The 23,331-nt window shown below is 71.6% G+C and carries 24 protein-coding genes, 1 tRNA gene and 2 riboswitches; of the genes, 11 read left to right on the top strand and 14 right to left on the bottom strand.

All coding sequences use genetic code 11. From position 1 onward, the window contains the following. The first annotated feature begins 42 nt into the window (after positions 1 to 42). Together murI and ACWCSU_RS04440 are read left to right on the top strand one after the other, a co-directional pair. Positions 43 to 867: a glutamate racemase gene (gene murI / locus ACWCSU_RS04435; protein WP_449933490.1), complete on the top strand. Its 825-nt coding sequence runs from the start codon at positions 43 to 45 to the stop codon at positions 865 to 867. Continuing rightward, the gene (locus tag ACWCSU_RS04440; protein ID WP_357695222.1) at positions 864 to 1,616 is read left to right on the top strand and encodes an MBL fold metallo-hydrolase; all 753 of its coding nucleotides are present in this window, start codon (positions 864 to 866) and stop codon (positions 1,614 to 1,616) included. Before murI ends, ACWCSU_RS04440 begins: the two co-directional genes overlap by 4 nt. On the opposite strand, the gene ACWCSU_RS04445 is transcribed toward ACWCSU_RS04440, so the two are convergent. Beyond that, a complete protein-coding gene (locus tag ACWCSU_RS04445) occupies positions 1,601 to 2,854 on the bottom strand; it encodes an MFS transporter (protein ID WP_357695224.1) in 1,254 nt (417 codons plus the stop codon). The two genes, ACWCSU_RS04440 and ACWCSU_RS04445, sit on opposite strands and share 16 nt — an antisense overlap. 53 nt (positions 2,855 to 2,907) lie before the next feature. Between ACWCSU_RS04445 and rph the strand changes: the two genes are divergently transcribed. The 5 genes from rph (at position 2,908) to ACWCSU_RS04470 (ending at position 8,167) form a co-directional block, all read left to right on the top strand. After that, a complete protein-coding gene (gene rph / locus ACWCSU_RS04450; RefSeq protein ID WP_357695226.1) occupies positions 2,908 to 3,627 on the top strand; it encodes a ribonuclease PH in 720 nt (239 codons plus the stop codon). Continuing rightward, on the top strand, positions 3,624 to 4,214 hold the full coding sequence (gene rdgB, locus ACWCSU_RS04455; protein ID WP_357695228.1) for an RdgB/HAM1 family non-canonical purine NTP pyrophosphatase: 591 nt from the start codon (positions 3,624 to 3,626) through the stop codon (positions 4,212 to 4,214). Before rph ends, rdgB begins: the two co-directional genes overlap by 4 nt. A gap of 46 nt (positions 4,215 to 4,260) precedes the next feature. Further along, the gene (locus tag ACWCSU_RS04460; protein ID WP_449933494.1) at positions 4,261 to 6,021 is read left to right on the top strand and encodes a molybdopterin-dependent oxidoreductase; all 1,761 of its coding nucleotides are present in this window, start codon (positions 4,261 to 4,263) and stop codon (positions 6,019 to 6,021) included. A gap of 473 nt (positions 6,022 to 6,494) precedes the next feature. Continuing rightward, complete coding sequence (locus ACWCSU_RS04465; protein WP_449933497.1) at positions 6,495 to 7,901, top strand: toxin glutamine deamidase domain-containing protein; 1,407 nt, start codon at positions 6,495 to 6,497, stop codon at positions 7,899 to 7,901. After that, positions 7,898 to 8,167 (top strand): hypothetical protein, encoded by a 270-nt coding sequence (locus ACWCSU_RS04470; protein ID WP_357695232.1) that lies wholly within the window; start codon positions 7,898 to 7,900, stop codon positions 8,165 to 8,167. Before ACWCSU_RS04465 ends, ACWCSU_RS04470 begins: the two co-directional genes overlap by 4 nt. Positions 8,168 to 8,431: 264 nt before the next feature. On the opposite strand, the gene ACWCSU_RS04475 is transcribed toward ACWCSU_RS04470, so the two are convergent. From ACWCSU_RS04475 to bcp, 6 genes are all read right to left on the bottom strand, one after another. Then, positions 8,432 to 10,921 (bottom strand): ABC transporter permease, encoded by a 2,490-nt coding sequence (locus ACWCSU_RS04475; protein WP_449933499.1) that lies wholly within the window; start codon positions 10,919 to 10,921, stop codon positions 8,432 to 8,434. A 1-nt stretch (position 10,922) separates the two neighbouring features. Continuing rightward, positions 10,923 to 11,675: an ABC transporter ATP-binding protein gene (locus ACWCSU_RS04480; RefSeq protein ID WP_364088883.1), complete on the bottom strand. Its 753-nt coding sequence runs from the start codon at positions 11,673 to 11,675 to the stop codon at positions 10,923 to 10,925. A gap of 107 nt (positions 11,676 to 11,782) precedes the next feature. Continuing rightward, complete coding sequence (locus ACWCSU_RS04485) at positions 11,783 to 12,433, bottom strand: response regulator transcription factor (protein ID WP_357695238.1); 651 nt, start codon at positions 12,431 to 12,433, stop codon at positions 11,783 to 11,785. After that, positions 12,433 to 13,602, bottom strand: a complete 1,170-nt coding sequence (locus ACWCSU_RS04490; RefSeq protein WP_449933502.1) for a sensor histidine kinase — start codon at positions 13,600 to 13,602, stop codon at positions 12,433 to 12,435. Before ACWCSU_RS04490 ends, ACWCSU_RS04485 begins: the two co-directional genes overlap by 1 nt. A 251-nt stretch (positions 13,603 to 13,853) precedes the next feature. Beyond that, positions 13,854 to 13,936: transfer RNA gene (locus tag ACWCSU_RS04495), tRNA-Leu, on the bottom strand. A 104-nt stretch (positions 13,937 to 14,040) separates the two neighbouring features. Then, positions 14,041 to 14,514 (bottom strand): thioredoxin-dependent thiol peroxidase, encoded by a 474-nt coding sequence (gene bcp, locus ACWCSU_RS04500; RefSeq protein ID WP_397352161.1) that lies wholly within the window; start codon positions 14,512 to 14,514, stop codon positions 14,041 to 14,043. A gap of 151 nt (positions 14,515 to 14,665) precedes the next feature. Here bcp and ACWCSU_RS04505 point away from each other — a divergent pair, with 151 nt between their 5' ends. Further along, entirely contained in the window at positions 14,666 to 14,998 is a 333-nt protein-coding gene (locus ACWCSU_RS04505; protein WP_357695242.1) for a DUF3618 domain-containing protein, read from the top strand. 28 nt (positions 14,999 to 15,026) lie between these two features. Here ACWCSU_RS04505 and ACWCSU_RS04510 read toward each other — a convergent pair whose 3' ends face one another. Continuing rightward, entirely contained in the window at positions 15,027 to 16,220 is a 1,194-nt protein-coding gene (locus tag ACWCSU_RS04510; protein ID WP_449933505.1) for an amino acid deaminase/aldolase, read from the bottom strand. 212 nt (positions 16,221 to 16,432) lie between these two features. On the opposite strand from ACWCSU_RS04510, the gene ACWCSU_RS04515 reads away from it, so the two are divergent. The 3 genes from ACWCSU_RS04515 to ACWCSU_RS04525 all read left to right on the top strand — a co-directional run bounded on the left by ACWCSU_RS04515 (position 16,433) and on the right by ACWCSU_RS04525 (position 17,867). Further along, entirely contained in the window at positions 16,433 to 17,011 is a 579-nt protein-coding gene (locus ACWCSU_RS04515) for a DUF6286 domain-containing protein (protein WP_357695245.1), read from the top strand. Further along, a complete protein-coding gene (locus ACWCSU_RS04520) occupies positions 17,011 to 17,523 on the top strand; it encodes a hypothetical protein (protein ID WP_357695247.1) in 513 nt (170 codons plus the stop codon). The genes ACWCSU_RS04515 and ACWCSU_RS04520 overlap by 1 nt, the downstream gene beginning before the upstream one ends. A 206-nt stretch (positions 17,524 to 17,729) precedes the next feature. Then, positions 17,730 to 17,867: a hypothetical protein gene (locus ACWCSU_RS04525; protein ID WP_449933508.1), complete on the top strand. Its 138-nt coding sequence runs from the start codon at positions 17,730 to 17,732 to the stop codon at positions 17,865 to 17,867. Between the two features lie 99 nt (positions 17,868 to 17,966). Here the strand turns inward: ACWCSU_RS04525 and ACWCSU_RS04530 are convergent, their stop codons facing one another. The 6 genes from ACWCSU_RS04530 to ACWCSU_RS04555 form a co-directional block, all read right to left on the bottom strand. Further along, positions 17,967 to 18,224, bottom strand: coding sequence for a Txe/YoeB family addiction module toxin (locus ACWCSU_RS04530; protein WP_364088866.1), 258 nt, complete (start codon positions 18,222 to 18,224; stop codon positions 17,967 to 17,969). Next, complete coding sequence (locus tag ACWCSU_RS04535; RefSeq protein ID WP_364088863.1) at positions 18,221 to 18,481, bottom strand: type II toxin-antitoxin system Phd/YefM family antitoxin; 261 nt, start codon at positions 18,479 to 18,481, stop codon at positions 18,221 to 18,223. Before ACWCSU_RS04535 ends, ACWCSU_RS04530 begins: the two co-directional genes overlap by 4 nt. Positions 18,482 to 18,530: 49 nt before the next feature. After that, positions 18,531 to 19,907 (bottom strand): L-serine ammonia-lyase, encoded by a 1,377-nt coding sequence (locus tag ACWCSU_RS04540; protein ID WP_449933511.1) that lies wholly within the window; start codon positions 19,905 to 19,907, stop codon positions 18,531 to 18,533. Between the two features lie 59 nt (positions 19,908 to 19,966). Continuing rightward, positions 19,967 to 20,356 carry a glycine cleavage system protein GcvH gene (gene gcvH / locus ACWCSU_RS04545; protein WP_357695253.1) on the bottom strand — a complete coding sequence of 130 codons (390 nt, stop codon included), beginning with the start codon at positions 20,354 to 20,356 and terminating at the stop codon, positions 19,967 to 19,969. Further along, complete coding sequence (gcvT, locus tag ACWCSU_RS04550) at positions 20,353 to 21,438, bottom strand: glycine cleavage system aminomethyltransferase GcvT (protein ID WP_449933513.1); 1,086 nt, start codon at positions 21,436 to 21,438, stop codon at positions 20,353 to 20,355. The genes gcvH and gcvT overlap by 4 nt, the downstream gene beginning before the upstream one ends. A 34-nt stretch (positions 21,439 to 21,472) precedes the next feature. Continuing rightward, a riboswitch (glycine riboswitch) is annotated at positions 21,473 to 21,572 on the bottom strand. A gap of 20 nt (positions 21,573 to 21,592) precedes the next feature. Next, positions 21,593 to 21,690: riboswitch (glycine riboswitch) on the bottom strand. Positions 21,691 to 21,903: 213 nt separating this feature from the next. After that, the gene (locus ACWCSU_RS04555; RefSeq protein WP_357695257.1) at positions 21,904 to 23,277 is read right to left on the bottom strand and encodes a M28 family peptidase; all 1,374 of its coding nucleotides are present in this window, start codon (positions 23,275 to 23,277) and stop codon (positions 21,904 to 21,906) included. Positions 23,278 to 23,331: the final 54 nt, after the last annotated feature.

The raw sequence follows: 23,331 nt of genomic DNA on the forward strand, positions 1-23,331 counted from the left end.
CTTACGCAGTGTTGATCGCGCAGGTCGCCTACCCTCTAGAACGTGCCGGACGCGAGTATTGGGATCTTCGACAGCGGGGTGGGCGGCCTGACGGTCGCACGCGCGATCATCGACCAGCTGCCCCACGAGTCGATCACCTACGTGGCGGACACGGCCCGCCAGCCGTACGGGCCGAAGCCCATCGCCGAGCTGCGCGCCTACGCCCTTGAGGTGATGGACCACCTCGTCGGCCAGGACGTCAAGATGCTCGTCATCGCCTGCAACAGCGCCAGCGCCGCCGTGCTGCGCGACGCCCGCGAACGCTACGACGTGCCGGTCGTCGAGGTGATCCAGCCCGCCACCAGGCGCGCGGTCCGCGCCACCCGCACCGGCCGGGTCGGCGTGATCGCCACCCAGGCCACCATCACGTCGCTGGCCTACCACGACGCCTTCACCGCGGCCCCCGACGTGCAGCTCACCGGCGTGGCCGCCCCACGCCTGGTGGAGTACGTCGAGCGGGGCGAGACGATGAGCAAGGAGCTCATCGACGTCCTGCGCGGCTACCTGGAGCCCATCAGCGCGGCCGGCTGCGACACGCTCATCCTCGGCTGCACCCATTACCCGCTGCTCACCGGCGCGATCTCCTACGTCGTCGGAGACGGCGTCACGCTGGTCTCCAGCGCCGACGAGACGGCCAAGGACGTCTACCGGATCCTGCACGACCGCGGACTGGCGGCGGGAGGCGAGTCCACCCCCCGGCACCGCTTCCGCGCCACCGGCGACTCCCGGCTCTTCGCCCGCCTGGGCAGGCGATTCCTGGGCCCGGAGATCGACGTGGTCGAAGTCGCGCCAGTGGGGGGTACTACCCTTAGCGGGAGGCCCACATGAAGGTGACCATCGTCGGATGCTCGGGCAGCTACCCCGGCCCCGACAGCCCCGCGTCCTGCTATCTCGTCGAGGCCGAGGGGTTCAGGATGCTGCTCGACCTCGGCAACGGGTCGCTCGGCGCGCTCCAGCGCCACATCGGCCTCTACGACGTGGACGCCATCTGCCTGTCCCATCTGCATGCCGACCACTGCCTCGACGTCTGCGGCTACCACGTGGCCCGCACGTACGGGCCCGACGCGCCGTACCCGCCCGTGCCGGTCTACGCGCCCGAGGGGGCGCCGGCGCGGCTGGCGGCGGCGTACGGGATGCCGGACGAGCCCGGCCTGGAGACCGCCTTCGACTTCACGGTGTTGTCGCCCGGCTCGTTCGAGGTGGGGCCGTTCATCGTCACGGCCGGCCTGGTGAACCATCCGGTCGAGGCGTACGGGTTCAGGGTGGCCACCGACGACGTGTGCGTGGCGTACTCGGGGGACACCGGGGAGTCGGCGGAGCTGGTCAGGCTGGCCACGGGGGCCGATCTCATGCTGTGCGAGGCGTCGTTCGTCGAAGGCCCCGACCTGCCTCCCGACCTGCACCTGACCGGCCGTCAGGCGGCCGAGCACGCGGCCAAGGCGAACGCCGGCAAACTCGTGCTCACCCATCTCGTGCCGTGGAACGACAACGCCAGGGTGCTGGAGGACGCGTCGAAGGGCGGCTATGCCGGGCCCATCGAGCTGGCGCGCAGCGGCGCGGTCTACGAGCTGGCCTGAGTCTGGTCGAAGTCGCGTAATCGGGGCAGCGGCGAGAACAGCAGCGGCACGAACGACACGACCCGCCCGCACATCAGCACCCACAAGGCCGTCCGGACGCCGAGATGCTGGGCGATGATCCCGCCGAGCAACGCGCCCAGCGGGACCGACCCCCACATCAACGACCGGAACGAGGCGTTGACCCGGCCCAGCAGATGCTCGGGCACCGTCGTCTGCCGGTAGGTGATCTGGCCGACGGTGCTCAGCGCCGCGCTCCACGACAGCGCGATCGAGGTGACGGCGAAGAACGCCACCCGCCAGTCGGACTGGGTCATCGGCAGCAGCAGGGCGAAGGGCGCCGGCACGGTGACGGAGAGCCAGGTCATCCTGGCCGTGCCGATCCGCCTCGACAGCAGGGCGCCGAGCAGGCCCGCGGCCACGCCGCCGAACCCGCCGGACATGAGCAGCATGCCGATGAGACCGGGCGCCAGCCCCACCTCGTCGGCCAGGAACAGCACCGACAGGCCGAGCACGCCGCCGACCGTGACGTTCGTCACCACCGAGGACGCGGCGAACATGCGCAGCAGGCCGTCGCGCCACACGTAGCGCAGGCCCGCGCCGATGCCGCGCAGGAGCGGCTCGCGTTCGCCCGATGCCGGCGGCTTGTCGGGGGTCTTGATGCTGCCGAGGAACAGCACCGACGCCAGCGAGCCCAGCGCGGTGGCGACCAGCGTCCGCGGTGCGCCGATGAGCTGCACCAGCAGGCCGCCGACGCCCGGCCCGGCCAGGAAGCTGCCCGAGCGCACGACCTCCAGCTTGGAGTTGCCGTCGCTGAGCTGCGGCGTGCTCACCAGGCTGGGCAGGTACGTCTGGTCGGCGACGTCGTTGAACACCTGCGCCACGCCGGCCAGGAAGGCGACCGCGAACATCATCTCGATCGACAGCACGCCCAGCTGCGCCGCCAGCGGAATGGTCGCCAGCAGGAGGAACCTGGCCGAGTCGGAGACCATCATCACGCGGCGCCGGCGCATCCGGTCGACCCACACCCCCGCGGGCAGGCCGAGCAGGAGGAACGCGGTGGTCTGGAGCGCGGACAGCAGGGCCACCTGGGCCGGTTGCGCGTGCAGCGTGACGACCGCAACGAGCGGGAGGGCCACGCGCGAGATATTCGCTCCCAGTTCGTTCCCCACATGTGAAGTCAGGAACCGGAGGAAGTCAGGGTTTCGCAACACCCCCGTTGTCATTGCGTAAGGATCCATGTGTCGGACACATTTGGTCAAGAGTGTCGTGCCACGGAGATAGGGTGATCTGCATGTCCCGACAGGATGGCCGCAACCCCGACCAGCTCCGCCCCATCACCATCACCCGGCAGTGGCTGGCGCACGCCGAGGGTTCGGTCCTGGTCGAGTTCGGCGGCACGAGGGTGTTGTGCGCGGCGTCGGTGCAGGACAGCGTGCCGCGCTGGCGCAGGGGCAGCGGCCAGGGCTGGGTTACGGCCGAATACGCCATGCTCCCTCGGGCGACCAATACCCGTAATGATCGTGAATCGGTCCGCGGCAAAATCGGCGGGCGCACCCACGAGATTTCCCGGTTGATCGGAAGATCACTTCGCGCCTGCGTCGATTACAAGGCCCTGGGCGAAAACTCCATTCTGCTCGACTGCGACGTGCTCCAGGCCGACGGCGGCACCAGGACCGCCGCGATCACCGGCGCGTACGTCGCGCTCGCCGACGCCGTCTCCTGGATGAAGGCGCGCAAGATGTGCCCGGGAGACCCGCTGATCGGCTCGGTCGCGGCCGTGTCCGTCGGCGTCGTCGGCTCGGTCCCCATGCTCGACCTGTGCTACACCGAAGACGTCGCCGCCGAGACCGACATGAACGTCGTGATGACCGGTGAGGGCGCCTTCGTCGAGGTGCAGGGCACCGCCGAGGGCGTGCCCTTCGACCGCGCGGCCCTCGACCAGCTGCTCGACCTGGCAGCCGCCGGGTGCGAGGAGCTCACCCTGATCCAGCAGGAGGCGCTGGGCGCATGAAGATCGTGCTCGCCACCCGCAACCCGGGCAAGATCGCGGAGCTGCGGCGCATCCTCGTCGGGTTCGAGATCGTCGGGCTGGAGGAGTTCCCCGAGATCGGCGAGGTCGCCGAGACCGGCGTCACCTTCGAGGAGAACGCGCTGCTCAAGGCGCACGCCGTCGCCAACGGCTCCGGGCTGCCGGCCGTGGCCGACGACTCCGGGCTCTGCGTCGACGTGCTCAACGGCATGCCCGGCGTCTTCTCGGCCCGCTGGTCCGGCCGTCACGGCGACGACCAGGCCAACCTCGACCTGCTGCTGGCCCAGCTCTCCGACGTGCCCGCCGAGAAGTTGTCCGCGCACTTCGCCTGCGCCGCCGCGCTCGCGCTGCCGTCCGGGGAGCACCGGGTGGTGGAGGGCACGCTGCCCGGTCACCTGATCACCACCCCGCGGGGCACCAACGGCTTCGGCTACGACCCGATCCTGGTGCCGCTCGGCCACGACCGCACCACCGCCGAGCTGTCTCCCGACGAGAAGGACGCCATCAGCCACCGGGGCCGCGCCTTCCGTGCGCTGGCGCCGATCGTGCGCGACATCGTCGGCTCGTAACCACCGCGTAAGAACCTCCTGACCGTGGGCGACGTAACGTCGTACCGTGCAGAAGAACGAGACGGTACCCGCCTGGGCCGGCGCCCTGGCGGGGCTGACGGCGGGCGCGCTGGCGCTCGGGATCGCGCAGCTCGTCGCCGGGTTCGCGGGGCCTGAGACCTTTCCGGTGGTGGCGGTGGGGGACACCGCCGTCGATCTGACGCCCGCGCCGGTCAAGGATTTCGCGATCAACACGTTCGGGGAGAACGACAAGACCGTCCTCGTCGGGGGCGTGCTGGTGGTGCTCGCCGGGATCGCGGCCGTCATCGGGGTGCTGGCACGGCGGCGGCTCCTGTATGGGTATGTCGGGCTGGCCGGGTTCGGGGTGGTGGGTGCCGTCGCGGTGCTCACCCGCCCGGGGGCGGGCGCGGTTGACGTGCTGCCGACGGTGGTGGGGGTCGTGTGCGGGGGGCTGGCCTTGGGCTGGCTGCTCCGGCGCGCCGGAGGCGGGCTCGCCGTTCCGGCTTCCGGGACGGTTCCGGCTCCTGAGCCGGGTGCGGCTGCGCGGCCCGAGGTCTCCGGGGCTGAGATCTCCCGGGCTGAGGTTCCCCCGGCCGACACTTCCCGGGGCGAGACTTCCCCGCCTGAGGTTCCCGAGGCTGGGGTGTCCGGGGCCGAGGGTGAGGAGGTCGGGGGCGGCGAGCGGGTCGTGGAGCGGCCGGCCGTGATGCGGGCCGGGGGTGCCACGGTGGTGGAGCGCGGTTTCGACCGGCGGCGGCTGATCACCGGGGTGGCGGGCGGGATCGTGGTGGCCGGGGCGGCCGCCGTGCTGGGGCGGCAGCTCGGCGGGCGGCGGGAGCTGGACACAGTGCGGGGCAACCTGGCACTGCCCACGCCCGCGAGGCCCGCCCCACCACTCCCGGCCGGTACAGACTTCCACATCCCCGGCCTGTCATCCTTCACCACGAAAAATCAGGACTTCTATCGGGTTGATACGGCCATCGTCGTCCCCCAGGTGGACCCGCGTGCCTGGACGCTTCGCATCCACGGCATGGTGGACAAGCCGGTCGAGCTCACCTACGCCGAGCTGCTGAACCTGCCGCTCACCGAGGCCGACATCACCCTGACCTGCGTCTCGAACGAGGTGGGCGGCCCGTACGTCGGCAACGCCCGCTGGCTGGGCGTACGCATGGCGGACGTGCTGCGCCGGGCCGGGCTCCAGCCGGGTGCCGACATGCTGCTGTCCACGTCCGAGGACGGCTTCACCTGCGGCACCCCCGTGGACGTCGTGATGGACGGCCGCGAGGCGCTCTTCGCCGTCGCCATGAACGGCGAGGCGCTCCCCTTCGAGCACGGTTTCCCGGTACGCCAGGTCGTGCCCGGTCTGTACGGCTACGTGTCGGCCACCAAGTGGGTGGTGGACGTCAAGGTGACCAGGTTCGACCAGGACGAGGCGTACTGGACGCCGCGCGGTTGGGCCGCCAAGGCGCCGATCAAGACGCAGTCGCGCATCGACGTACCGAAGACCGGGGACTCCCTGAAGGCCGGTCGCACGGCGATCGCCGGGGTGGCGTGGGCGCAGCACACCGGGGTGGAGGCCGTCGAGGTGCGGGTCGACGGCGGCGAGTGGCGGCAGGCGCGGCTGGCCGCCGTGCCGGGGCCGGACACCTGGCGGCAGTGGGCGCTCGACTGGGACGCCACCCCCGGGCAGCACACGATCGAGGCGCGGACGACGGACGCGGCGGGACGTACCCAGACCGAGCGCCAGGCGCCCCCCGCCCCCGACGGCGCCACCGGATGGCCGGCGGTGACGGTCCAGGTGGCCTGATTCGCGGACGTTTGCGCAGGTAAAGCCGACGGCCCGAACGGATAATCTTCCCCACTTCACCTTCCGGGACGCGACGACCGCTCTACGATCGGTCGTCCAAGCAGGACAGGAGGCAGGACGTGTTCCGCGAACGCAAGTCGAGCGTCCGAGGGGTCCTTCCGGAGGGGCAGTACAACCCGGTGGTGGGGGAGGGGGTCCGGTGGCTCGACTACGAACGTGCCGCCGAGGACGTCCCCGGCGACACGCCCGCCACCACCGAGTTCCCCTCCTCCCGTGAGGGCTCGGCCCCGTTAGCGCCCTGCCCCTCCCGCGCCGGCCACAGCCCCGCGGAGGGACCCACCCCACCGCCCGGCCTCCCCGAGCCGCCTCCCTCCCACCCGGCCCCCGCCCGAGCAACGGGCACGCCCTCCACGTCGGACGCGGCTTCTGCTCGCGGTGTGACCCCGGCTTGGGAGCCGGCCTCCCCTTGCGACGTGACCTCCACCTCGGACGAGGCTGTGGTTTCCGACCTGACCACGGCGTCGGACACGGGCTCCGCCCCCGGCGTGGCCTCGGCGCTGGACGTGCTCACCGGCCTCGCCACCCGTCCAGGGCCACCGCCCGGCCCGTCCCGCACTGAGACGCCGTACGGCCTGACGTTCAGCCTGGACGCCCTGAACCGTCTCGCCGCACGTCCGAAGGCACACCCCGACCCCGCGAACGGCCTGACGCCGGACCTCGACGGGCTGACCGCCTTGAGCGGCGCTGAGGTGATCACCCCACAGGCCCCCGCCGACGTGCCGTCCATCGGGGACGCGCGAACCAGCGCGCCTGGCCATCGGGAAGCGCCGACGGGCACGCCCGACGGCCGAGAGGTCGCCGGCGAGGAGGCGCCTGGCCCGATGCCCCACTCGGGCGCGGCTCCCGTCCCGAACGGAAGCGCGCCGGGCGGCCTCCACAAGGCTGAACTGCGCGGGACCGCCTCCGGGGCAGGCGATCCAGGGGACGATCCAGGGGACGTCGAGGTGCGTGGGGATCGTCAGCCGGGAGCCGATGCCTGGGAAGCCGGGCCGGGTGGGGACGCGGCACCGGGGGCCGGGCCGCATCGGGGTGAGCCGGGGGCGGCGACGCCGCGGGGGTTCGGAGCGGCCGTCAGCGGGATGCGGCGGTTGGATCTCGGAAGCAGTGATCGGCTCGCGGGTTCCGGAGGTACGGGACGTACGGGGGATGGGCGGCATCCGCTGGAGGTCCGGATCGATCGGGCGAGGAACAGGGCCGGCGCGGACTGGTTCGAGGGGGAGCGGAGGCCGCCGAGACTGGTCGAGTCCCGTCCGTACGGGCTGCCGGGCGGCCTGGCACAGCCGGACCCGCAGGTCGAGCGGGATCTGAGGCAGGCGCTGGAGTTCGGGACCAGGTTCCCCGACCCGCGCGGCACCTGGGTCAGGCTGATCAACGGTGGCGGCCCGGCGGACGACCCGTTCCGGGCCTCCAACGCCGCCGACTGCGCCCTGGCCGTGTTGTCCACCTGGCACGGCGAGCCCGCCACCGCCGCCCCCCGGCTCCCCGAGTACGACCGGATCGGCCGGCCGCTGCTCACCGGCGAGCAAGGGGGAGCGGCCAGGATCGAGCGGTGGACCGGCCAGAAGTTCCAGTACGCGGGCCAGGGCCGGCACGCCTATCCCATGGTCGCGCGTCGGCTGCTGGAGGCGGGGCACGGTGCCGGCGCGGTCATCGTGGTGCGCTGGCCCGGCGGCGGCTCGCACGTCTGGAACGCGGTCAACTCCGGCAGCGAGGTGATCTGGATCGACGCCCAGCGGGGGCACATGTCGGTCGAGCCGCCGTACGCGACGGTGACGGGGGTGTTCTGCATGATCTTCGATCGGCAGGGACGGCCGCGATGAACATGGACCAGGCCAGGGCGCTGGCGGAGGAGTACTTCAACGGGACCCGCCCGCCGGACGAGCCGCTGTCGGTGGGCCTGTACGGCTTCCATGACGGGTATGTCGCTTGGGTCCGGGAGCTCGACCCCGACGATCCCACCACCCTGCCGGACACGGTCGGCGGGGCCTGCATCGTGATCGACAAGGCGTCGGGGGAGGTCGTCGTCCGGCCCCTGCTCGACCCCGAAACCGTCGCCGAACTCTGGCCCGGCCGCACCCCACGCTGACCCCGGAAAGGCAGGGGTCGGGGGCGGGGCAGCGCCTGGAAAGGCGAGGGTAGAGGGGGCGGGCGACGGCGGGCGACGCCCCGGAAGGTCGGGCGCCGCCCCCCATGAGGCGCGCGAGGTCGGGCGCCGCCCCCATGAGGCGCCCGACCCGTTGGCATGGGCGTGGCCGCGCGGGCCTCCCACGACACCCGCCGTGGGAGGCCCGCGCTGCCCCTGCGCGTACCCTCTATCCTGATTTTTCGCTTTTATTCGGTTTTATCGGGATCACCCCGTGGCCAACGACCCCACGATCGACGCCCGGGCCGCGCGCCGCGCCGGCACCACGGCGGCCAGCACGCCCGCCAGCCCCGACAGCACCACGAACAGCGCGATCTGCCCGAGCGGCGCGGAGAAGACCGCCCCGGGCAACATCGCCTGGACCGCGGCCCAGCCGAACACGCCGCCGAGCACCACGCCGACCAGCGCCCCGATCAGGCCGAGCATCGCGGCCTCGACCGAGAGCATCCGCCGCAGCTGCGGCCGGGTCAGCCCGAGCGCCCGCAGCAGCGCCGACTCCCTGGTGCGCTCGTGCACCGACAACGACAGGGTGTTGGCGATGCCGAGCAGCGAGATCAGGATCGCCAGCCCGAGCAGCCCGGTGACGATCATGAGCAGCATGTCCAGGGTCTCGTCGAACTGACCGCGTACCTCGGTCGAGCTCGCCATCTGGACGGTGGGATAAGGCGCGATCGCGGCCCTGACCACCTGCCGGGCCTGGTCGGCCGCCACGCCGTCGCGAATGTTGATCATCACGCGGGAGTCCGGCACCCGGTCGTAGTAGGTGTCGAACGGCCGCTCGGCGACGGTGAGCGGCGGCAGGGTGGAGTTCGTCCCGGCGAGGACGGCCACGACCTTCAGCGGCACCGACCCGGCCCGCTGGGTCCTGACCGTGACCGTGTCGCCGACCTTGACGCCCAGGGCGGAGGCCGCGTAGTCGAGCAGCGCGACCTGCCCGGCCGACAGGCCCGCCATCGAGCCGGAGAGCACCTCGGGGCTGACGGTCCCGTGGTAGGTGCCGATGTCCAAGCGCCGGTCGCCCACCTTGCCGGGGGTCTCGCGGATCTGCAGCACCGAGGCCAGCTCCGGCCGGCCGCGCAGCTTCTCGGCCACCGACCGGGGCACCCCGCTGTCCTGCACCTGGCCGGCCAGCATGTAGTCGACGGGGAACTGCTCGTCGAGCTTGTTCCAGACGGTCAGCCGGGTGGAGGCGCTGAGCACCGAGATCAGCGTCATCAGCGTGACGCCGATGGTGAGCGCCACCGTGGTGGTCGCGGCACGCCGCGGGTTGCGCGCCGAGTTGTCCAGCGCCAGGCGTCCGGGCACGCCGAACAGCTTGGCCGGGACCCAGCCCACCATCGCGCTCAGCGGCCTGACCAGCACCGGCCCGAGGATCAGCACGGCCAGGAAGACCAGCGCGCCGCCGGCCATCACGACGAACAGCGTGCCCGGCTCGCCCGCCGGCAGCGCCGCCACGCCGAAGGCGGTCGTACCGGCCCCGGCCAGCAGGAACAGCCCGGCGAACACCCAGCGCAGCAGGCCGGTGCGGAAGTCCTGCTCCTCCGGCTGGGCGCGCAGCGCCGCGACCGGCGGCACGCGGGTGGCCGCCCGCGCGGGCAGCAGGGCCGCGAACATGGTGACCAGCAGGCCGACGGCCAGGCCGATCCCGACGGTGGCCGGGGTCAGCGCGACCGCCGCGTCCGTGGGCATGGGGGCGTCGAACGCGGCCAGCAGCGTCAGGGCGAGCACGGCCAGCCCGTACCCGGCGAGCAGGCCGAGCGCGGAGGCGAGCAGCCCGACCACGGACGACTCCAGCACGATCGAGCCGAACACCTGCCCGCGCGTCGCGCCGATGCAGCGCAGCAGCGCCATCTCCCGGGTGCGCTGCGCGACGAGGATGGTGAAGGTGTTGTAGATGACCAGCGCGGCCACCATCATCGCCACGGCCCCGAACAGCAGCAGGCCGACGGTCAGCGTGCGCATCGACAGCCCGGCCGAGGCCGCCAGGTCGTCGGCCAGCTCCGCGCCGGACTTGACCTCGTACGCGTTGCCGAGCGCCGCCGCGACGGCCTGCTTCAGCCCGGGGCCCGAACCGGCGACGTCGATCTCGCGGTAGCCCTTGGCGCCGGTCATGCGCTGCGCGGTGGCCGCGGTGAAGCCCACCGCGCCGGTGAAGGAGAGCTCCTGGTCCACGCCGGGGTCGAGCAGGCCGACCAGCCGGAACTGCTGCGGGGCCTGCCTGCGGTCGAGCACGGTGATCGTGTCGCCGAGCCGCAGGCCCTGCGACTTGGCGGTGTTCTTGTCCAGCACGGCTGCCTGGTCGTCGCTGCCGGGGCCGGTGCCCGCGACGATCGAGGTGCGGTCCAGCGGGCCGGGGACGATGGACAGGGCCGTGGTCGGGCTGCTGCCGACCGCCCTGCCGTCCTTGCCGAGCAGCGGCGCGGGGTCGCGGATCAGGCCCTGCGCCTCGGTCACGCCGGCGAGGGCGCGCACCCGTTCGAGGGCCTTCTCCGGCAGGACGCCGTCGCGCTCCTTGGGCAGGACGGCCACGTCCACCTTGTCGGCGTCGGCGGTGACGCGCTGGGAGAAGCCCGCCTGGATGGTGTCGTTCAGCACGAACGTGCCCGCGATGAAGCCCACGCCCAGCGTGATCGCCAGCGAGGTGAGCAGCAGCCTGAGCTTGTGCGCGCGCAGCCCGGCCAGCGCCGTCTTCAGCACCTCAGCCCTCCAGCTTCATGAGCGTGTCGAGGACCGCCTGCGGCGACGGCGAACCGATCTCGGTGACCAGCTCGCCGTCGCGCAGGAACACCACCCGGTCGGCGTACGCCGCCGCGACCGGGTCGTGCGTGACCATGACGATGGTCTGGCCCAGCTCGCGGACCGAGGTGCGCAGGAAGGAGAGGATCTCCGAGCCGCTGCGCGAGTCGAGGTTGCCCGTGGGCTCGTCGGCGAAGATCACCTGCGGCTTGCTGATCAGGGCCCGCGCGACGGCCACGCGCTGCTGCTGTCCCCCGGACAGCTCCGTCGGCCGGTGCCCGAGGCGGTCGCGCAGGCCGACGGTGTCGATGACCCGGGCGAACAGCTCCTCGTCCGCCTGCCGGGCGGAGATGTCCAGGGGCAGCCTGATGTTCTGCTCGGCGGTCAGCGTGGGCAGCAGGTTGAACGCCTGGAAGATGAAGCCGATCCGCTCCCGGCGCAGCAGCGTGAGCTGCCGGTCGGCCAGGCCGGTCAGCTCCACGTCGCCGATGTGCACCGTGCCCGAGCTGGCGGTGTCGAGCCCGGCCAGGCAGTGCATGAGCGTCGACTTGCCGGAACCGGACGGGCCCATGATCGCCGTGAAGGCGCCGGTCGCGAAGGCCACGTCCACGCCGCGAAGGGCGTGGACCTGGGCGTCGCCCTGGCCGTACACCTTGGTCAGGGCCTTGGCCACCACCGCGGGCGGGGCCGCGCGCCGGGAATCGGTGAGGGTCACTTTCACTCCTTGTCGCAATTTCTCGTCGCGACCAACGCTAGGAGTGGAAAGGTCAGGATTTGTGGGCCCTGAGGAGGGACTTCGTGTAGGACCTCAGACGACCCCCGTCAGCCTTTCGGCCGATGCGAGGGGACGACGAGCCCCGCCTCGTACGCGTACACGACCACCTGGGCCCGGTCGCGCAGCCCCAGTTTGGCCAGCACCCGGCCCAGATGCGTCTTCACGGTGGCCTCGGCGACCTCAAGGCGGTTCGCGATCTCCATGTTGGACAGGCCGCGGGCCACCATGAGCAGCACCTCCCGCTCGCGCGGGGTCAGCTCGGTCGCCGCGGGCAGCTCCTCCACCGGCAACTGGGCGGCGAACCGGTCCAGCATCCTGCGCAGCGTGCGCGGCGAGACCACCGCGTCGCCCGCGTGCACCTGCCTGATGGCGTTGACCAGGTCGGCGGGCGGCACGTCCTTCAGCAGGAACCCGGCCGCGCCCGCCTTGATCGCGGCCAGGGCGTACTCGTCGAGGTCGAACGTGGTCAGGATGAGCACCTTCGGCCCGTCGATGTGCCTGGTGGCCTCGACGCCGTCCATGCGCGGCATGCGGACGTCCATCAGCACGACGTCCACCTCGACGCGTTCCAGCAGCTCCAGGGCCGCCACGCCGTCGCCGGCCTCGGCCACCACGTCGATGTCCGGCTGGGCGCCGAGCACCATCCTGAACCCGGCCCGCAGCAGTTCCTGGTCGTCGACCAGCATGACCCTGATCATCACGCCGCCCTCGCCGTCGGGAGCCGGGCCAGCACCTCGAAGCCGCCGCCGGTCAGGGGGCCCGCCGAGACCGCGCCGCCGTACATGCCGACGCGTTCGCGCATGCCGATCAGGCCGTGCCCGTCGGGGCTGCGCGGCGCGGCGGCGCCCCGGCCGTCGTCGGTCACCCGGACGACCAGCTCGGGGCCGCCGTAGTCGATCTCGACCCGCGCGTGGACGTGCGGGCCGCCGTGCTTGAGCGCGTTCGTCAGCGCCTCCTGGACGATGCGGTAGACGGCCAGCTGCTGTCCCTCGGGAAGCTCGCCGGGCACGCCGCCGATGCGCAGGCTGGCCGGGACGCCGGCGCCGCGCACCAGGTCTTCGAGCTGTCCCAGGCCGGGTTGCGGGGTGTAGTCGGTGTCGTCGTCCTCGCTCTCGCGCAGCACGCCCACCATCCTGCGCATCTCGGCCAGGGCCGCCCGCCCGGTCTTGGAGATGTTCCGTACGGCCAGCCGGGCCTGCTCGGGGTCTCTGTCGAGGGCGAAGCCGGCGCCGTCGGCCTGCACCACCATCACGCTGACGTTGTGGGCCACCACGTCGTGCAGCTCCCTGGCGATCCTGGTCCGCTCGGCCGCCGCGGCCATCCTGGCCTGCTGGTCGCGTTCGCGCTCGGCGCGTTCCGCGCGTTCCTCCAGCCCTTCGAGATAGCGACGGCGGGTGTTGGCGTACAGGCCGGCGAGCCAGATGGTGATGACGAAGATCGAGCCGCTGAAGAACATGCCGAAGGTGGTCGCGGACCAGTTCACCAGCGCCAGGAAGATCCCCAGCTCGGCCACCAGCCCGGCCGCCAGGGCCCACCGGAAGGGGCGCTCGGAGGCGACCGTCCAGAGCGCGACCATGACCGCGAGGTTGGCGGGCAACGGGTCGATGTGGGCCAGCCACTGCCCGAAGGAGATCAGCGTGATCGCCGCGTACGCCTCCAGCGGCCTGCGCCGCCACAACAGCGGCGCCAGCAGCAGCACCGAGAGCGCCACGTAGCCCGGCACGCCCAGGTACCTGCTGCCCTCCACCGGGGTGAGCGAGGCGTAGGGAATCGCCAGGAGCAAGCTGAAGACGGCGAGGGGGGCGACCCGAAGGACGCTCACCAGCCCGCCATGGCGCGTCGACCACGCCCGTACCCTGCCGAACACATCATCACGATATGTAAGCCCCGCCCGGGGTTTGTCCGCCTCAAGGGGGAAGTCGTCGTACGACCCAGGTCTTACATGGGTCTTACGGGGGACACGGCATGGTGGTTCATGGGAGCGCCCCTCGCGGGCGGTAAAGGGAGATCGTGATGGCGGATCATGATCGAGACGCGGGTCGCGCGGTGAAGAGGAAGCACCGCGCGACCCGGCCTCCCGGGCAGCGCGACCTTCTGAGCCATCGCCGCTGGTGCGTGTGCGGGCGGGGGGACTCGAACCCCCACAGTGTCTCCACCAACAGGACCTAAACCTGCCGCGTATGCCATTTCGCCACGCCCGCGATCCCGCCGAGGCGGGCTGGGAACAGCTTAGCGCTCCGGCCGTGGCCGGGCAGCCTTCCGCGACGACCGCGGGCCCCTTGCGCGCGGGGCCCGCGGGACGGTCTCAGGCCAGGCCGAGCTTCTTCTTGAGCGAGGCCACGTGCCCGGTGGCCTTCACGTTGTAGAGCGCCTGCTCGATCTTCCCGTCGGCGTCGATCACGAACGTCGAGCGGATCACGCCGATCATCTCCTTGCCGTAGAGCTTCTTCGGGCCGTACGCGCCGTACGCCTGGTGGACGGCCAGCTCGGGGTCCGACAGCAAGGGGAAGGTCAGGGCGTCGCGGGCGACGAACTTGGCCAGCTTCTCGGGCTTGTCCTTCGACACGCCGAGGACGGCGAAACCCTCGCCGGTCAGCTGGCTCAGGTTGTCGCGGAAGTCGCAGGCCTGCTTGGTGCAGCCGGGCGTCATCGCGGCGGGGTAGAAATAGAGGATCACCCTCTTGCCGCGAAGGCTGTCGAGGGAGACGGTGCCGCCGTCGGCGGTGGGTAGCGTGAACTCGGGCGCGGCGTCGCCGGGCGCGAGCTTGGTCTCTGTCATGGGCCCTCCTGAGTTCTCCCGGCAAACCTACCGGCCTGGCCGCTGTGCCGTACGGCACGCCGACCTGACAGACTGATCACGACCAGAACGGACGGAGCTCGCGACGGACCGCGTAGCGGGCGCGACCACGCGTACGGTCGGAAGGAGAGCCATGGCTGACACCGATCCAGACGAGTTGGAGCGGCGGATCGCGCGCACGCGCGCGGAGTTGGCGCAGACGGTCGACGCCATCGCCGACCGGGTGAGCCCCAAGCGGGTCGCCGAGCGTACGGTCGCCGATGTCAAGACCAGGGCGGGCCACTTCGTGGCGTCCGTGGGGGACGCCCTCGGGGTGACCGCCCGCCCGGTCGACTACGGCGACAAGCCCGAAGGGGTGTGGGACGACGAGCAGCCCAACCTGGCGCCGGTGCTCATCGGCGTGGGCGCGGTGCTGGTCGTCGGCGCGGCGATCGTCCTGTTCCGGCGCAGGCGCCGCCGGCGCTGACGTCCCGGGGCAAGGGCCGGGGACGGGGTCAGAGGAACGTCCTGCCCTCGCCCCGGTACGTGGGCACCGACTCGATCACGGTGTCGCCGTCCACGAGGTGGAGGGTGTCGAAGCGCTCGCACATCTCGCCCGCCTTGGCGTGCCTGAACCACACCCGGTCCCCGACCCGCAGCTCCTGGGCCGCCTGGCCCAGCAGCGGGGTCTGCACCTCGCCCGCGCCCTCGTCCTGCGCGTACCGCAGGCCGGCGGGCAGGTACGGCTGAGGCAGGCGGCTCGGCCCGGGAGGGCCTGAGGCGAGGTAGCCCCCGCCCAGCACCGTCACCGTGTCCGGCCCCGGGCGGCGGACGACCGGCAGCGCGAACAGGGCCGCCGGACGGCCGCTGAAACGCCGGTAGAAGTCGAACAGCCGCGGGTGGAAGAAGCCCGAGCCGGCGGCGACCTCGGTGACCGCCTTCTCCCTGACCGTCGTCTCGATCGAGCCGGTGCCGCCGCCGTTGACGAACTCCAGGTCGGCGATCTGGCGTACGGCGTGCACGATGCGGCCGCGGCGGACGATCAGCTCGCGGGCTGAGCGGGCCTGCATGAGCCGTACGACGCGGGCGAAGGCGGCGTTGCCCGGCGGGTCGTCGCCGACCCCGGCGATCTGCGCCTCGTAGGCCATGACGCCCACCAGCCGGAGCCCGGGACGCTTGGCGATGGCCGTGGCCAGGTCGGCGGCCTGGTGGGGCTCGCGTACGGGGGAGCGGAGCGCGCCGGCCCGGAACTTGCCGCCGAGCGCGACGTAGCCGGCGTCCACGTCGAGGGAGAGCCGCAGCTCGGCCCTGGGGTGCACGCCGGACACGGCCTTCTCGACGAAGTCGAGCTGCTCGCGGGAGTCGACGGTGATCGCGATCTCGGCGGCGGCCCGCGGGTCGGCGGCCAGGGCGGCGAGCGCGTGCCGGTCGGCCGTCGGGTAGGCGACCAGGATGTCGGTGAAGCCCTGCCCGGCCAGCCAGAGGGCCTCGGGGAGGGTGAAGGCCATGATGCCGCGGAAGCCGTCCATGGCCAGGATGCGTTCGAGGACGGCGCGGCTGCGCACGGACTTGCTGGCCACCCGGATCGGCTTGCCCGCGGCGCGGCGTACCAGGTCGGCCGCGTTGGCCCGCATGGCCGCCAGGTCGAGGATCGCGAAGGGCGGTTCGAGCGCCGCGGTGGCGCGGTCGTAGCGCTGGCGGTCATCCATGGCAGCAGGGTAACGGCATATCGGGCGAATGAATATGAGGGGGGTTCATATTCATTGGCGGCCCGGTGCGGCATGGGCGGGGGCCCGGACGGCCGGGGAGGTTCACATTCCTTGGTGCGGCCGTAATGATCGGGCAAATGGGCGGCGAGGGCGCGGACGTGGGCCCGGCGGACCCATGTACGTCTGTCGTTGTGATGACCACGCTTCAGCAGATGGTGCCCGCAGCCATCACCGCCCAGCACACCGGGCTGCGCAGGGCGAGAAGGGCGCTCAGACCGGCCCGTACGCTGCCGGGCGCCCTCGTCGCCCTCTTCCTGGCCGCCGTGCTCGGCGCCACGACCGCCGAGGTCGTGACGTCGCTGCTCGGCAAACCGCTCGGCTGGGTCCCGGTGAACGAGGCGATCGAGCTGGCCGGCGCGCGGACGTGGCCGCAGGTCTCCTTCGCCGCCCTGCTCACCGCCGGGGCCGGGCTGCTGATGTTGCTGCTCGCGATCGTGCCGGGACGTTCCAGGACGGTCCCGGTCGAGACGTCCGACCCGCTGATCGTCATCGGCATCACCCGCGCCGGGCTGCGCCGGACCCTGCGCTCGGCCGCCCAGAAGGTCAACGGGGTGGAGCGGGCCCGCGTACGGCTGCGCCGGCGCACCATCGAGGTCACCGTCGTGACCGGGCCGGAGAGCTCCGGCACGATGCTCCGGCAGGTCGGCACGGCGGTCGGCGACCGGCTGGCCGGCGTCGGCACGCTCGGCACCGGCGAGGTCGTCGTCCGGCTGCGCAGGAAGGGCGTGTGATGCGGCAGTACACGGGCAACCGCGTCGGCCTGGCCCTGGTCGGGCTCACCCTGCTCGGCGCGGGCGGCTACGGCTGGCTGCGCGCCAAGGGACTGCTCTTCGACCTGCCGCGCAACGCCAAGGTCCTGCCCGCCGAGTTCGCCCGTACGCTGGCGGCCGACCCCTGGACGTTGTGGCTGCTGGCCTTCGCCCTGCTGATCCTGTCCATGCTCGCGGTGCGCTGGCTGGTGCTCAGCCTGGGCTGGGGCCGCCGGGGCGCGGCCAGCGGCACCGGCACGGCCATGTTGTGCGTGGGCCTCAAAGGCGTGGACGGCCTGGGCCGGGCGGGCGTACGGGCCGCCGACAACGGCCTGCGCGTCGCCCTGACCTGCCCCTCCGACGCGGACGTCGGCGCGGTGGTGACCAAGCTCGACCAGGACATCGTCGGCCGCATCCGCCGCGAGGTACGCGACGACGAGACGCCGGCGGTCGTCCGCGTCCACGTCCGCCGCCAACCGGCCGAGCGCCGCTGACCACTCAGCCGGCTGCTCGTCCTTGCGGGAAAAGCTCGTCCCTGCAGAAAAGGAAGGCGCGGACCAGCGCCTTCGTCGTCGAATCCGATCGGGAGGTCGTCATTCACCGCATCATCGGCGCTTTCGCCGCCGCAGCTCTCGTACTCGCCCTCGGCGCGCCCGCCGCCCACGCGGAATCTGCCGACGGCTTCCCGCTGATCCCCTGCATGACCGGGGCGGACGGCCAGATGCACTGCGTGGGCGAACACCTGCCCGGCCTGCTGGCCCAGGCCCTCAGTCCCGCGTTCGGCCTGATCTGCGTGAACGGGCACACCACCACGGTGGTCTGCCGCTCGTCCGCCTGAGACACGGTTGGAGACAGGCCCGGGGCCCCTCCCACGCGGAGGGCCCCGGCGCGTCAGCACTCGATCACGTTGACGGCCAGGCCGCCGCGTGAGGTCTCTCTACTCGTAGTGGTAGCGAGCCTGGAGGACGACGATCTCGTCGTGTGCGACGAGGTACACCAGGCGATGCTCGTCGGTGATGCGCCGGGACCAGGCGCCCGCCAGCGCGTACTTGAGCGGCTCGGGTTTGCCGATGCCCTCGTACGGATCACGCAGGACGTCTTCGATGAGCCGGTTGACGCGCTTCAGGGTCTGCCGGTCGGCTGTCTGCCAGTGGACGTAGTCCTCCCACCCCTGGCTCGTGAACGCCACTTTCACCGATCAGCCTCGTCGCCCGTCAACTCGTGCCGCTCGTGACGCCCTTGGACGGCCTCCTGGTAGGACTCGATCAGCCGGCGCGCGTTGGCCGGGGAACGCAGCAGGTAGGCGGTCTCCCGAAGGGCCTCGTACTCTTCGGCCGCCACAAGGTAGGCGCTGCCGTTCTTGGAGACGATCTCCACGGCGTTGCGGTCGTTGTTGACCTCTTCGATGAGGGGGAACAGACGACGGCGAGCTTCGCTGGCGGTGATGGACATGGTCGCCTCCTCCGAGTGGTACAACTCTACGGTACCACTCGGAGGCGCGTCAGCACTCGATCACGTTGACGGCCAGGCCGCCGCGTGAGGTCTCCTTGTACTTGTCCAGCATGTCGCGGCCGGTGTCGCGCATGGTCTTGATGGCCTTGTCCAGGGCCACGAAGTGGCGGCCGTCGCCGCGCAGCGCGATCCTGGCGGCCGTGATGGCCTTGTTGGAGGCCACGGCGTTGCGCTCGATGCACGGGATCTGCACCAGCCCGCCGATCGGGTCGCAGGTCAGCCCCAAGTTGTGCTCGATGCCGATCTCGGCGGCGTTCTCCACCTGCTCGGGGGTGCCGCCCATGACCTCGGTGAGCCCGGCGGAGGCCATCGAGCAGGCCGAGCCCACCTCGCCCTGGCAGCCGACCTCGGCGCCGGAGATCGAGGCGTTCTCCTTGAACAGCACGCCGATCGCGGCCGCCGTGAGCAGGAAACGCACCACGCCGTCGTCGTCGGCGCGAGGGACGAACCTGGTGTAGTACGTCAGCACGGCCGGGATGATGCCGGCGGCGCCGTTGGTGGGGGCGGTGACGATGCGGCCGCCGGCGGCGTTCTCCTCGTTGACGGCCAGGGCGAACAGCGCCACCCAGTCCATCGCCTGCAGCGGGTCCTTCTCGGCCGACTCGGACTGAAGCCGCCGGTGGAGCTGGTTGGCCCTGCGCTTGACCTTCAGGCCGCCGGGCAGCACGCCCTCCTTGGTGATGCCGCGCCGCACGCACTCCGACATCACACGCCAGAGGTCGAGGATGCCCGAGCGGATCTCCTCCTCGGTGCGCCCGAACGCCTTCTCGTTCTCCAGCATCAGCGCGGAGATCGACAGGCCGGTGTTCGAGCAGTGCTTGAGCAGCTCCTCGCCCGAGGCGAACGGGTAGGGCAGGACGGTGTCGTCGGGCTTGATGCGGTCGGCGCCCGTGGCCTTCTCGTCCACGACGAAGCCGCCGCCGACGGAGAAGTAGACCTTCTCGCGCAGGGTCTCGCCGTGCTCGTCGCGGGCGGTGAAGCGCATGCCGTTGGGGTGCTCGGGCAGGGAGATCTTGCGTTCGAAGACGAGGTCCTGGCCCACGACGAAGGGGATCTCACGGGTGCCGAACAGCGTGACCGTGCCCGAGGCGCGCATCTCGGCCAGGCGGGCGTCGATGGAGTCGACGTCGACCAGCTCGGGCTTCTCGCCGGACAGGCCCAGCAGCACCGCCTTGTCGCTGCCGTGGCCCTTGCCGGTCAGGCCGAGCGAGCCGTACAGGATGACCTCGACGCGGGCCACGCGGGGGAGCAGGCCGTCGTCGTGCAGACCACGGGCGAACTTGTGCGCGGCGGCCATCGGGCCGCCGGTGTGGGAGCTGGACGGTCCGATGCCGATCTTGAAGAGGTCGAAGACGCTGATCGCCATTGATGGGCGCCCTTCAGTTCAGGAAGTGCCGGGGCCCGCCGCGGGCCCCGGCGTTGGTGTCAGGACTCGCCTGAGGTGAGCGCGGTGTACTCCTCGGCGGACAGCAGGTCCTCCGCGTCGCCTTCCATGCGCACGCGGAACATCCAGCCGTCGCCGTACGGGTCGCTGTTGGCCAGGGACGGGTCGTCGACCACGGCCTGGTTCACCTCGACGATCTCGCCGCCGACGGGCGAGTAGATCTCGCTCACCGACTTGGTGGACTCGACCTCGCCGACCGAGTCACCCGTCTCGACGGTCGAACCGACCTCGGGGAGCTGCACGAAGACGACGTCACCAAGAGCCTCGGCGGCGAAGGCCGTGATGCCGACGGTCACGGTGATGCCGTCGTCCACGCCCGACACCCACTCGTGCTCCTTGGTGTAGTTCAGGTCGTCAGGGATGTTGCTCACTTGTTCCTCCTGTAGAAGGGCAGCTCGACCAGGTCCATAGGTTCTTGGCTGCCCCGGATGTCCACGGCCAGACCTGTGTCGACCCCGGCGTCCACGTAGGCCATCGCGATGGGCTTCCCCAGGGTCTGGGAGGGCGCACCGCTGGTGACCTCGCCGACGACGGCGCCGTCGCGGGTGACCGGGTAACCGTGACGCGGCACCCGGCGGCCCTGGGCGACCAGGCCGACGAGGCGGCGGCGGGGCTGGTCGTCCTTGACCGCCTCCAGCGCCGCCCGGCCGACGAAGTCACCGGGCTTGTCGAATTTCACCACTCTGCCCAGCCCCGCGTCGAACGGGGTCAGGTCGGAGCTCAGCTCGTTGCCGTAGAGCGGCATGCCGGCCTCCAGCCTGAGGGTGTCGCGGCTGGACAGACCGGCGGCCTTGAGCCCGTGCGGCTCGCCGGCCGCCTCCAGGGCGCGCCATAGCGGCACGGCGTCCTGGTTGGCGACGAACAGCTCGAAGCCGTCCTCGCCGGTGTAGCCGGTACGGGCGATGAGCGCCTGGCGGCCGTCGACCTGGCCGGGCAGGCCCGCGTAGTACTTGAGGCCGTCGAGGTCGGCGTCGGTGAGCGTGGCCAGGATCTCCTGGGCCCTCGGGCCCTGGATGGCGATGAGGGCGTACTGCTGGGAGCGGTCATCGACCACCGCGTCATACGACTTCGTACGATTTTTCAGCTCTTCTAGGACCTTGTCGGAGTTCGAGGCGTTGGCCACCACCATGAACTCCTCGTCCGCCAGCCGGTAGACGATCAGGTCGTCGAGCACCCCGCCGCGCTCGTCCACGATCATCGTGTACCTGGCCCGGCCGCGCGCGAGCGCCGACAGGTGGCCGACCAGCGCGTAGTCGAGGGCGTCTGCGGCCTGCGGCCCGGTCAGGAAGATCTCGCCCATGTGCGAGAGGTCGAACAGCCCGGCCGCCTCGCGTACGGCTTTGTGCTCCGCCGACTCGCTGCCGTACCGGAGCGGCATGAGCCACCCGGCGAAGTCGGTCAGCGTGGCGCCTAGGGCCTCGTGGACGTCTCGTAGCGGCGTAGGTCGGGACATTTGTCGCACCTCAGGACAGGATTGGATGCCAGCATCCTCCCCCTCTGTCATGGATGCCTGAGAGCTTCGCCCGAGTTTTACCGGACTTTCACCTTCGGCGAGGCCCCCAGGGCCTGCTTTCCAGAGGTCACCTCCCCGTAAGAACGCCTTACAGGGCTGCCGCGCGGTCCTTTGCCTTGAGAGGTTCGCGGGGAGGGCTTGCTCCTTCAGGGACCCTGACCGGATGTCAGAGTGCTCTCCCGCACGGTTTCGCCGGTGATGTCCGTCAGCCTAGTGCCGACATGGGGGTGTTGTCGCGCTTCGCCCCTGGATCTCGCCGGCACACCGCACGCAGCGAAAAGCGGCCGCGGCCCCGGAGAGGCGGGGCCGCGGCCGCGTTGGTGGCCGCGCGCGAGCCGGTCATGGCAGGTCAGCTCGCACGCGGCAGCCTGGACGCGGGCCGGCGCGAACCGGCCCGCGTGGGGATCAGGCGCGCGCCCAGAGGGCGGGCACGTTCGGCGGCTCCCAGCCCGGCAGGCTGGTGTGCGCCTGGAGGCAGCGGTAGCTGACCCCCTGGTAAGTGACGACGTCTCCGGCCGTGTACGACTTGTAAGCCGTCCAGGTGGTGCCCTGGCCGTCCCCTCCGACGGTCAGGGTGAAGGAGGCGGAGTGGTCCGCCGTCGCCCCGTCGCCGTTGATCCCTATGGTGTACGTCCCCGCCGCGGCGCCGCCGGTGGTGGCGACCGTGACGGTGGACGACTGGCCCGCCTGGATCGTGGACGGGCTGAAGGAGACGGTGACCCCGCTCGGCACATTCCCGGCGGAGAGCGCGACGCTCTGCGCCTGGCCGGACGTGACCTGGGTACTGACCGCCGCGGTAGCCGACTGACCGGCCTGGACCGATGCCGACGACGGGGTCACCGAGATCGAGTAGTCGTTCTCCGTGGGCGTGCTGGTGCCCACGGCGAGCTTCCATATGGCGTACGCGATGGCGTCGGAGTTGCGGTCGAGCGCCGTGGTGTTGATGGCGCTCGGGTAGCTGTCGCACGCGCTGTGGTAGCAGCGGTCGAACGCCTGCCCGGCCGAGCCGCCCCACTTGGCGGCCTGAGCCGAGCTCTTGACCGCCCCGGCCCCCGTGGCCAGGCCGCCGACCCGGACACCGGCGCTCTTGAAGGAGGCGTGGTCGCTGCGGCCGTCGCCTTCCCTGTCACCCTCGGTCTGCAGGCCGATGGTGGCGAAGTAGTCGTTGAAGGTCCGCTGGATCGCCGCGTCGTCGTCGTAGACGAAGTAACCGGCGTTGGTCGAGGCGATCATGTCGAAGTTCAGGTACACCTCGACGCCGCTCGCGCCGCCGTTCTGCACGTAGTACCTGGACCCGACCATGCCCGCCTCTTCGGCGCCCCACCAGCCGAACCGCACGTGCTTGGTGAGCGTGGGCCTGCGGGCGGCGAGGGTGAGGGCGTTCTCCAGGAGCGCGGCCGAGCCGGAACCGTTGTCGTTGATCCCGGGGCCGGCCGCGACGCTGTCGAGGTGGGCGCCGAGCATCACGGTCTGGTTGGCCGGGCCGCCCGGCCAGTCGGCGATCAGATTGCTGCCGCCGCTGAAGCTCTGCACCCGGGTGGTGAACCCGGCCGCGTCGAGCTTGCCCTTGATGTAGTTGATCGAGGCGGTGAAGCCCGGCCTGCCCGAGGCGCGGTTGCCGCCGTTGCTCGTGGCGATGGACTGCAACTGGCTCAGATGCGCCGTGACGTTCGAGACGGGGATGTCAGGCGGGGGGTCGGCGGCGGCGCCGGCCGGTCCGGCCGGCGAGGTGAGGGTCAGGGCCAGCGCGGCGGTGGCCGCGGCGCCCAACCTGAGCATGGCGTTCACGATCTGTGGCTCCTGAAGGGGCTCAAGGGGGCTGGGCGGCCACCC

It is taken from the genome of Nonomuraea sp. NPDC001699, from assembly GCF_053596455.1.

What these genes read in the sequence shown, in the direction of transcription:
- ACWCSU_RS04520 (WP_357695247.1), top strand. Translation starts at nt 17,011, where the DNA reads ATGCGGCAGTACACGGGCAACCGCGTCGGCCTGGCCCTGGTCGGGCTC.
- ACWCSU_RS04525 (WP_449933508.1), top strand. Translation starts at nt 17,730, where the DNA reads ATGACCGGGGCGGACGGCCAGATGCACTGCGTGGGCGAACACCTGCCC.
- ACWCSU_RS04540 (WP_449933511.1), bottom strand. Translation starts at nt 19,907, where the DNA reads ATGGCGATCAGCGTCTTCGACCTCTTCAAGATCGGCATCGGACCGTCC.
- ACWCSU_RS04440 (WP_357695222.1), top strand. Translation starts at nt 864, where the DNA reads ATGAAGGTGACCATCGTCGGATGCTCGGGCAGCTACCCCGGCCCCGAC.
- rph (WP_357695226.1), top strand. Translation starts at nt 2,908, where the DNA reads ATGTCCCGACAGGATGGCCGCAACCCCGACCAGCTCCGCCCCATCACC.
- bcp (WP_397352161.1), bottom strand. Translation starts at nt 14,514, where the DNA reads ATGACAGAGACCAAGCTCGCGCCCGGCGACGCCGCGCCCGAGTTCACG.
- ACWCSU_RS04555 (WP_357695257.1), bottom strand. Translation starts at nt 23,277, where the DNA reads ATGCTCAGGTTGGGCGCCGCGGCCACCGCCGCGCTGGCCCTGACCCTC.
- ACWCSU_RS04515 (WP_357695245.1), top strand. Translation starts at nt 16,433, where the DNA reads ATGGTGCCCGCAGCCATCACCGCCCAGCACACCGGGCTGCGCAGGGCG.
- rdgB (WP_357695228.1), top strand. Translation starts at nt 3,624, where the DNA reads ATGAAGATCGTGCTCGCCACCCGCAACCCGGGCAAGATCGCGGAGCTG.
- ACWCSU_RS04510 (WP_449933505.1), bottom strand. Translation starts at nt 16,220, where the DNA reads ATGGATGACCGCCAGCGCTACGACCGCGCCACCGCGGCGCTCGAACCG.
- ACWCSU_RS04535 (WP_364088863.1), bottom strand. Translation starts at nt 18,481, where the DNA reads ATGTCCATCACCGCCAGCGAAGCTCGCCGTCGTCTGTTCCCCCTCATC.
- ACWCSU_RS04505 (WP_357695242.1), top strand. Translation starts at nt 14,666, where the DNA reads ATGGCTGACACCGATCCAGACGAGTTGGAGCGGCGGATCGCGCGCACG.
- ACWCSU_RS04470 (WP_357695232.1), top strand. Translation starts at nt 7,898, where the DNA reads ATGAACATGGACCAGGCCAGGGCGCTGGCGGAGGAGTACTTCAACGGG.
- gcvT (WP_449933513.1), bottom strand. Translation starts at nt 21,438, where the DNA reads ATGTCCCGACCTACGCCGCTACGAGACGTCCACGAGGCCCTAGGCGCC.
- ACWCSU_RS04485 (WP_357695238.1), bottom strand. Translation starts at nt 12,433, where the DNA reads ATGATCAGGGTCATGCTGGTCGACGACCAGGAACTGCTGCGGGCCGGG.
- ACWCSU_RS04445 (WP_357695224.1), bottom strand. Translation starts at nt 2,854, where the DNA reads ATGGATCCTTACGCAATGACAACGGGGGTGTTGCGAAACCCTGACTTC.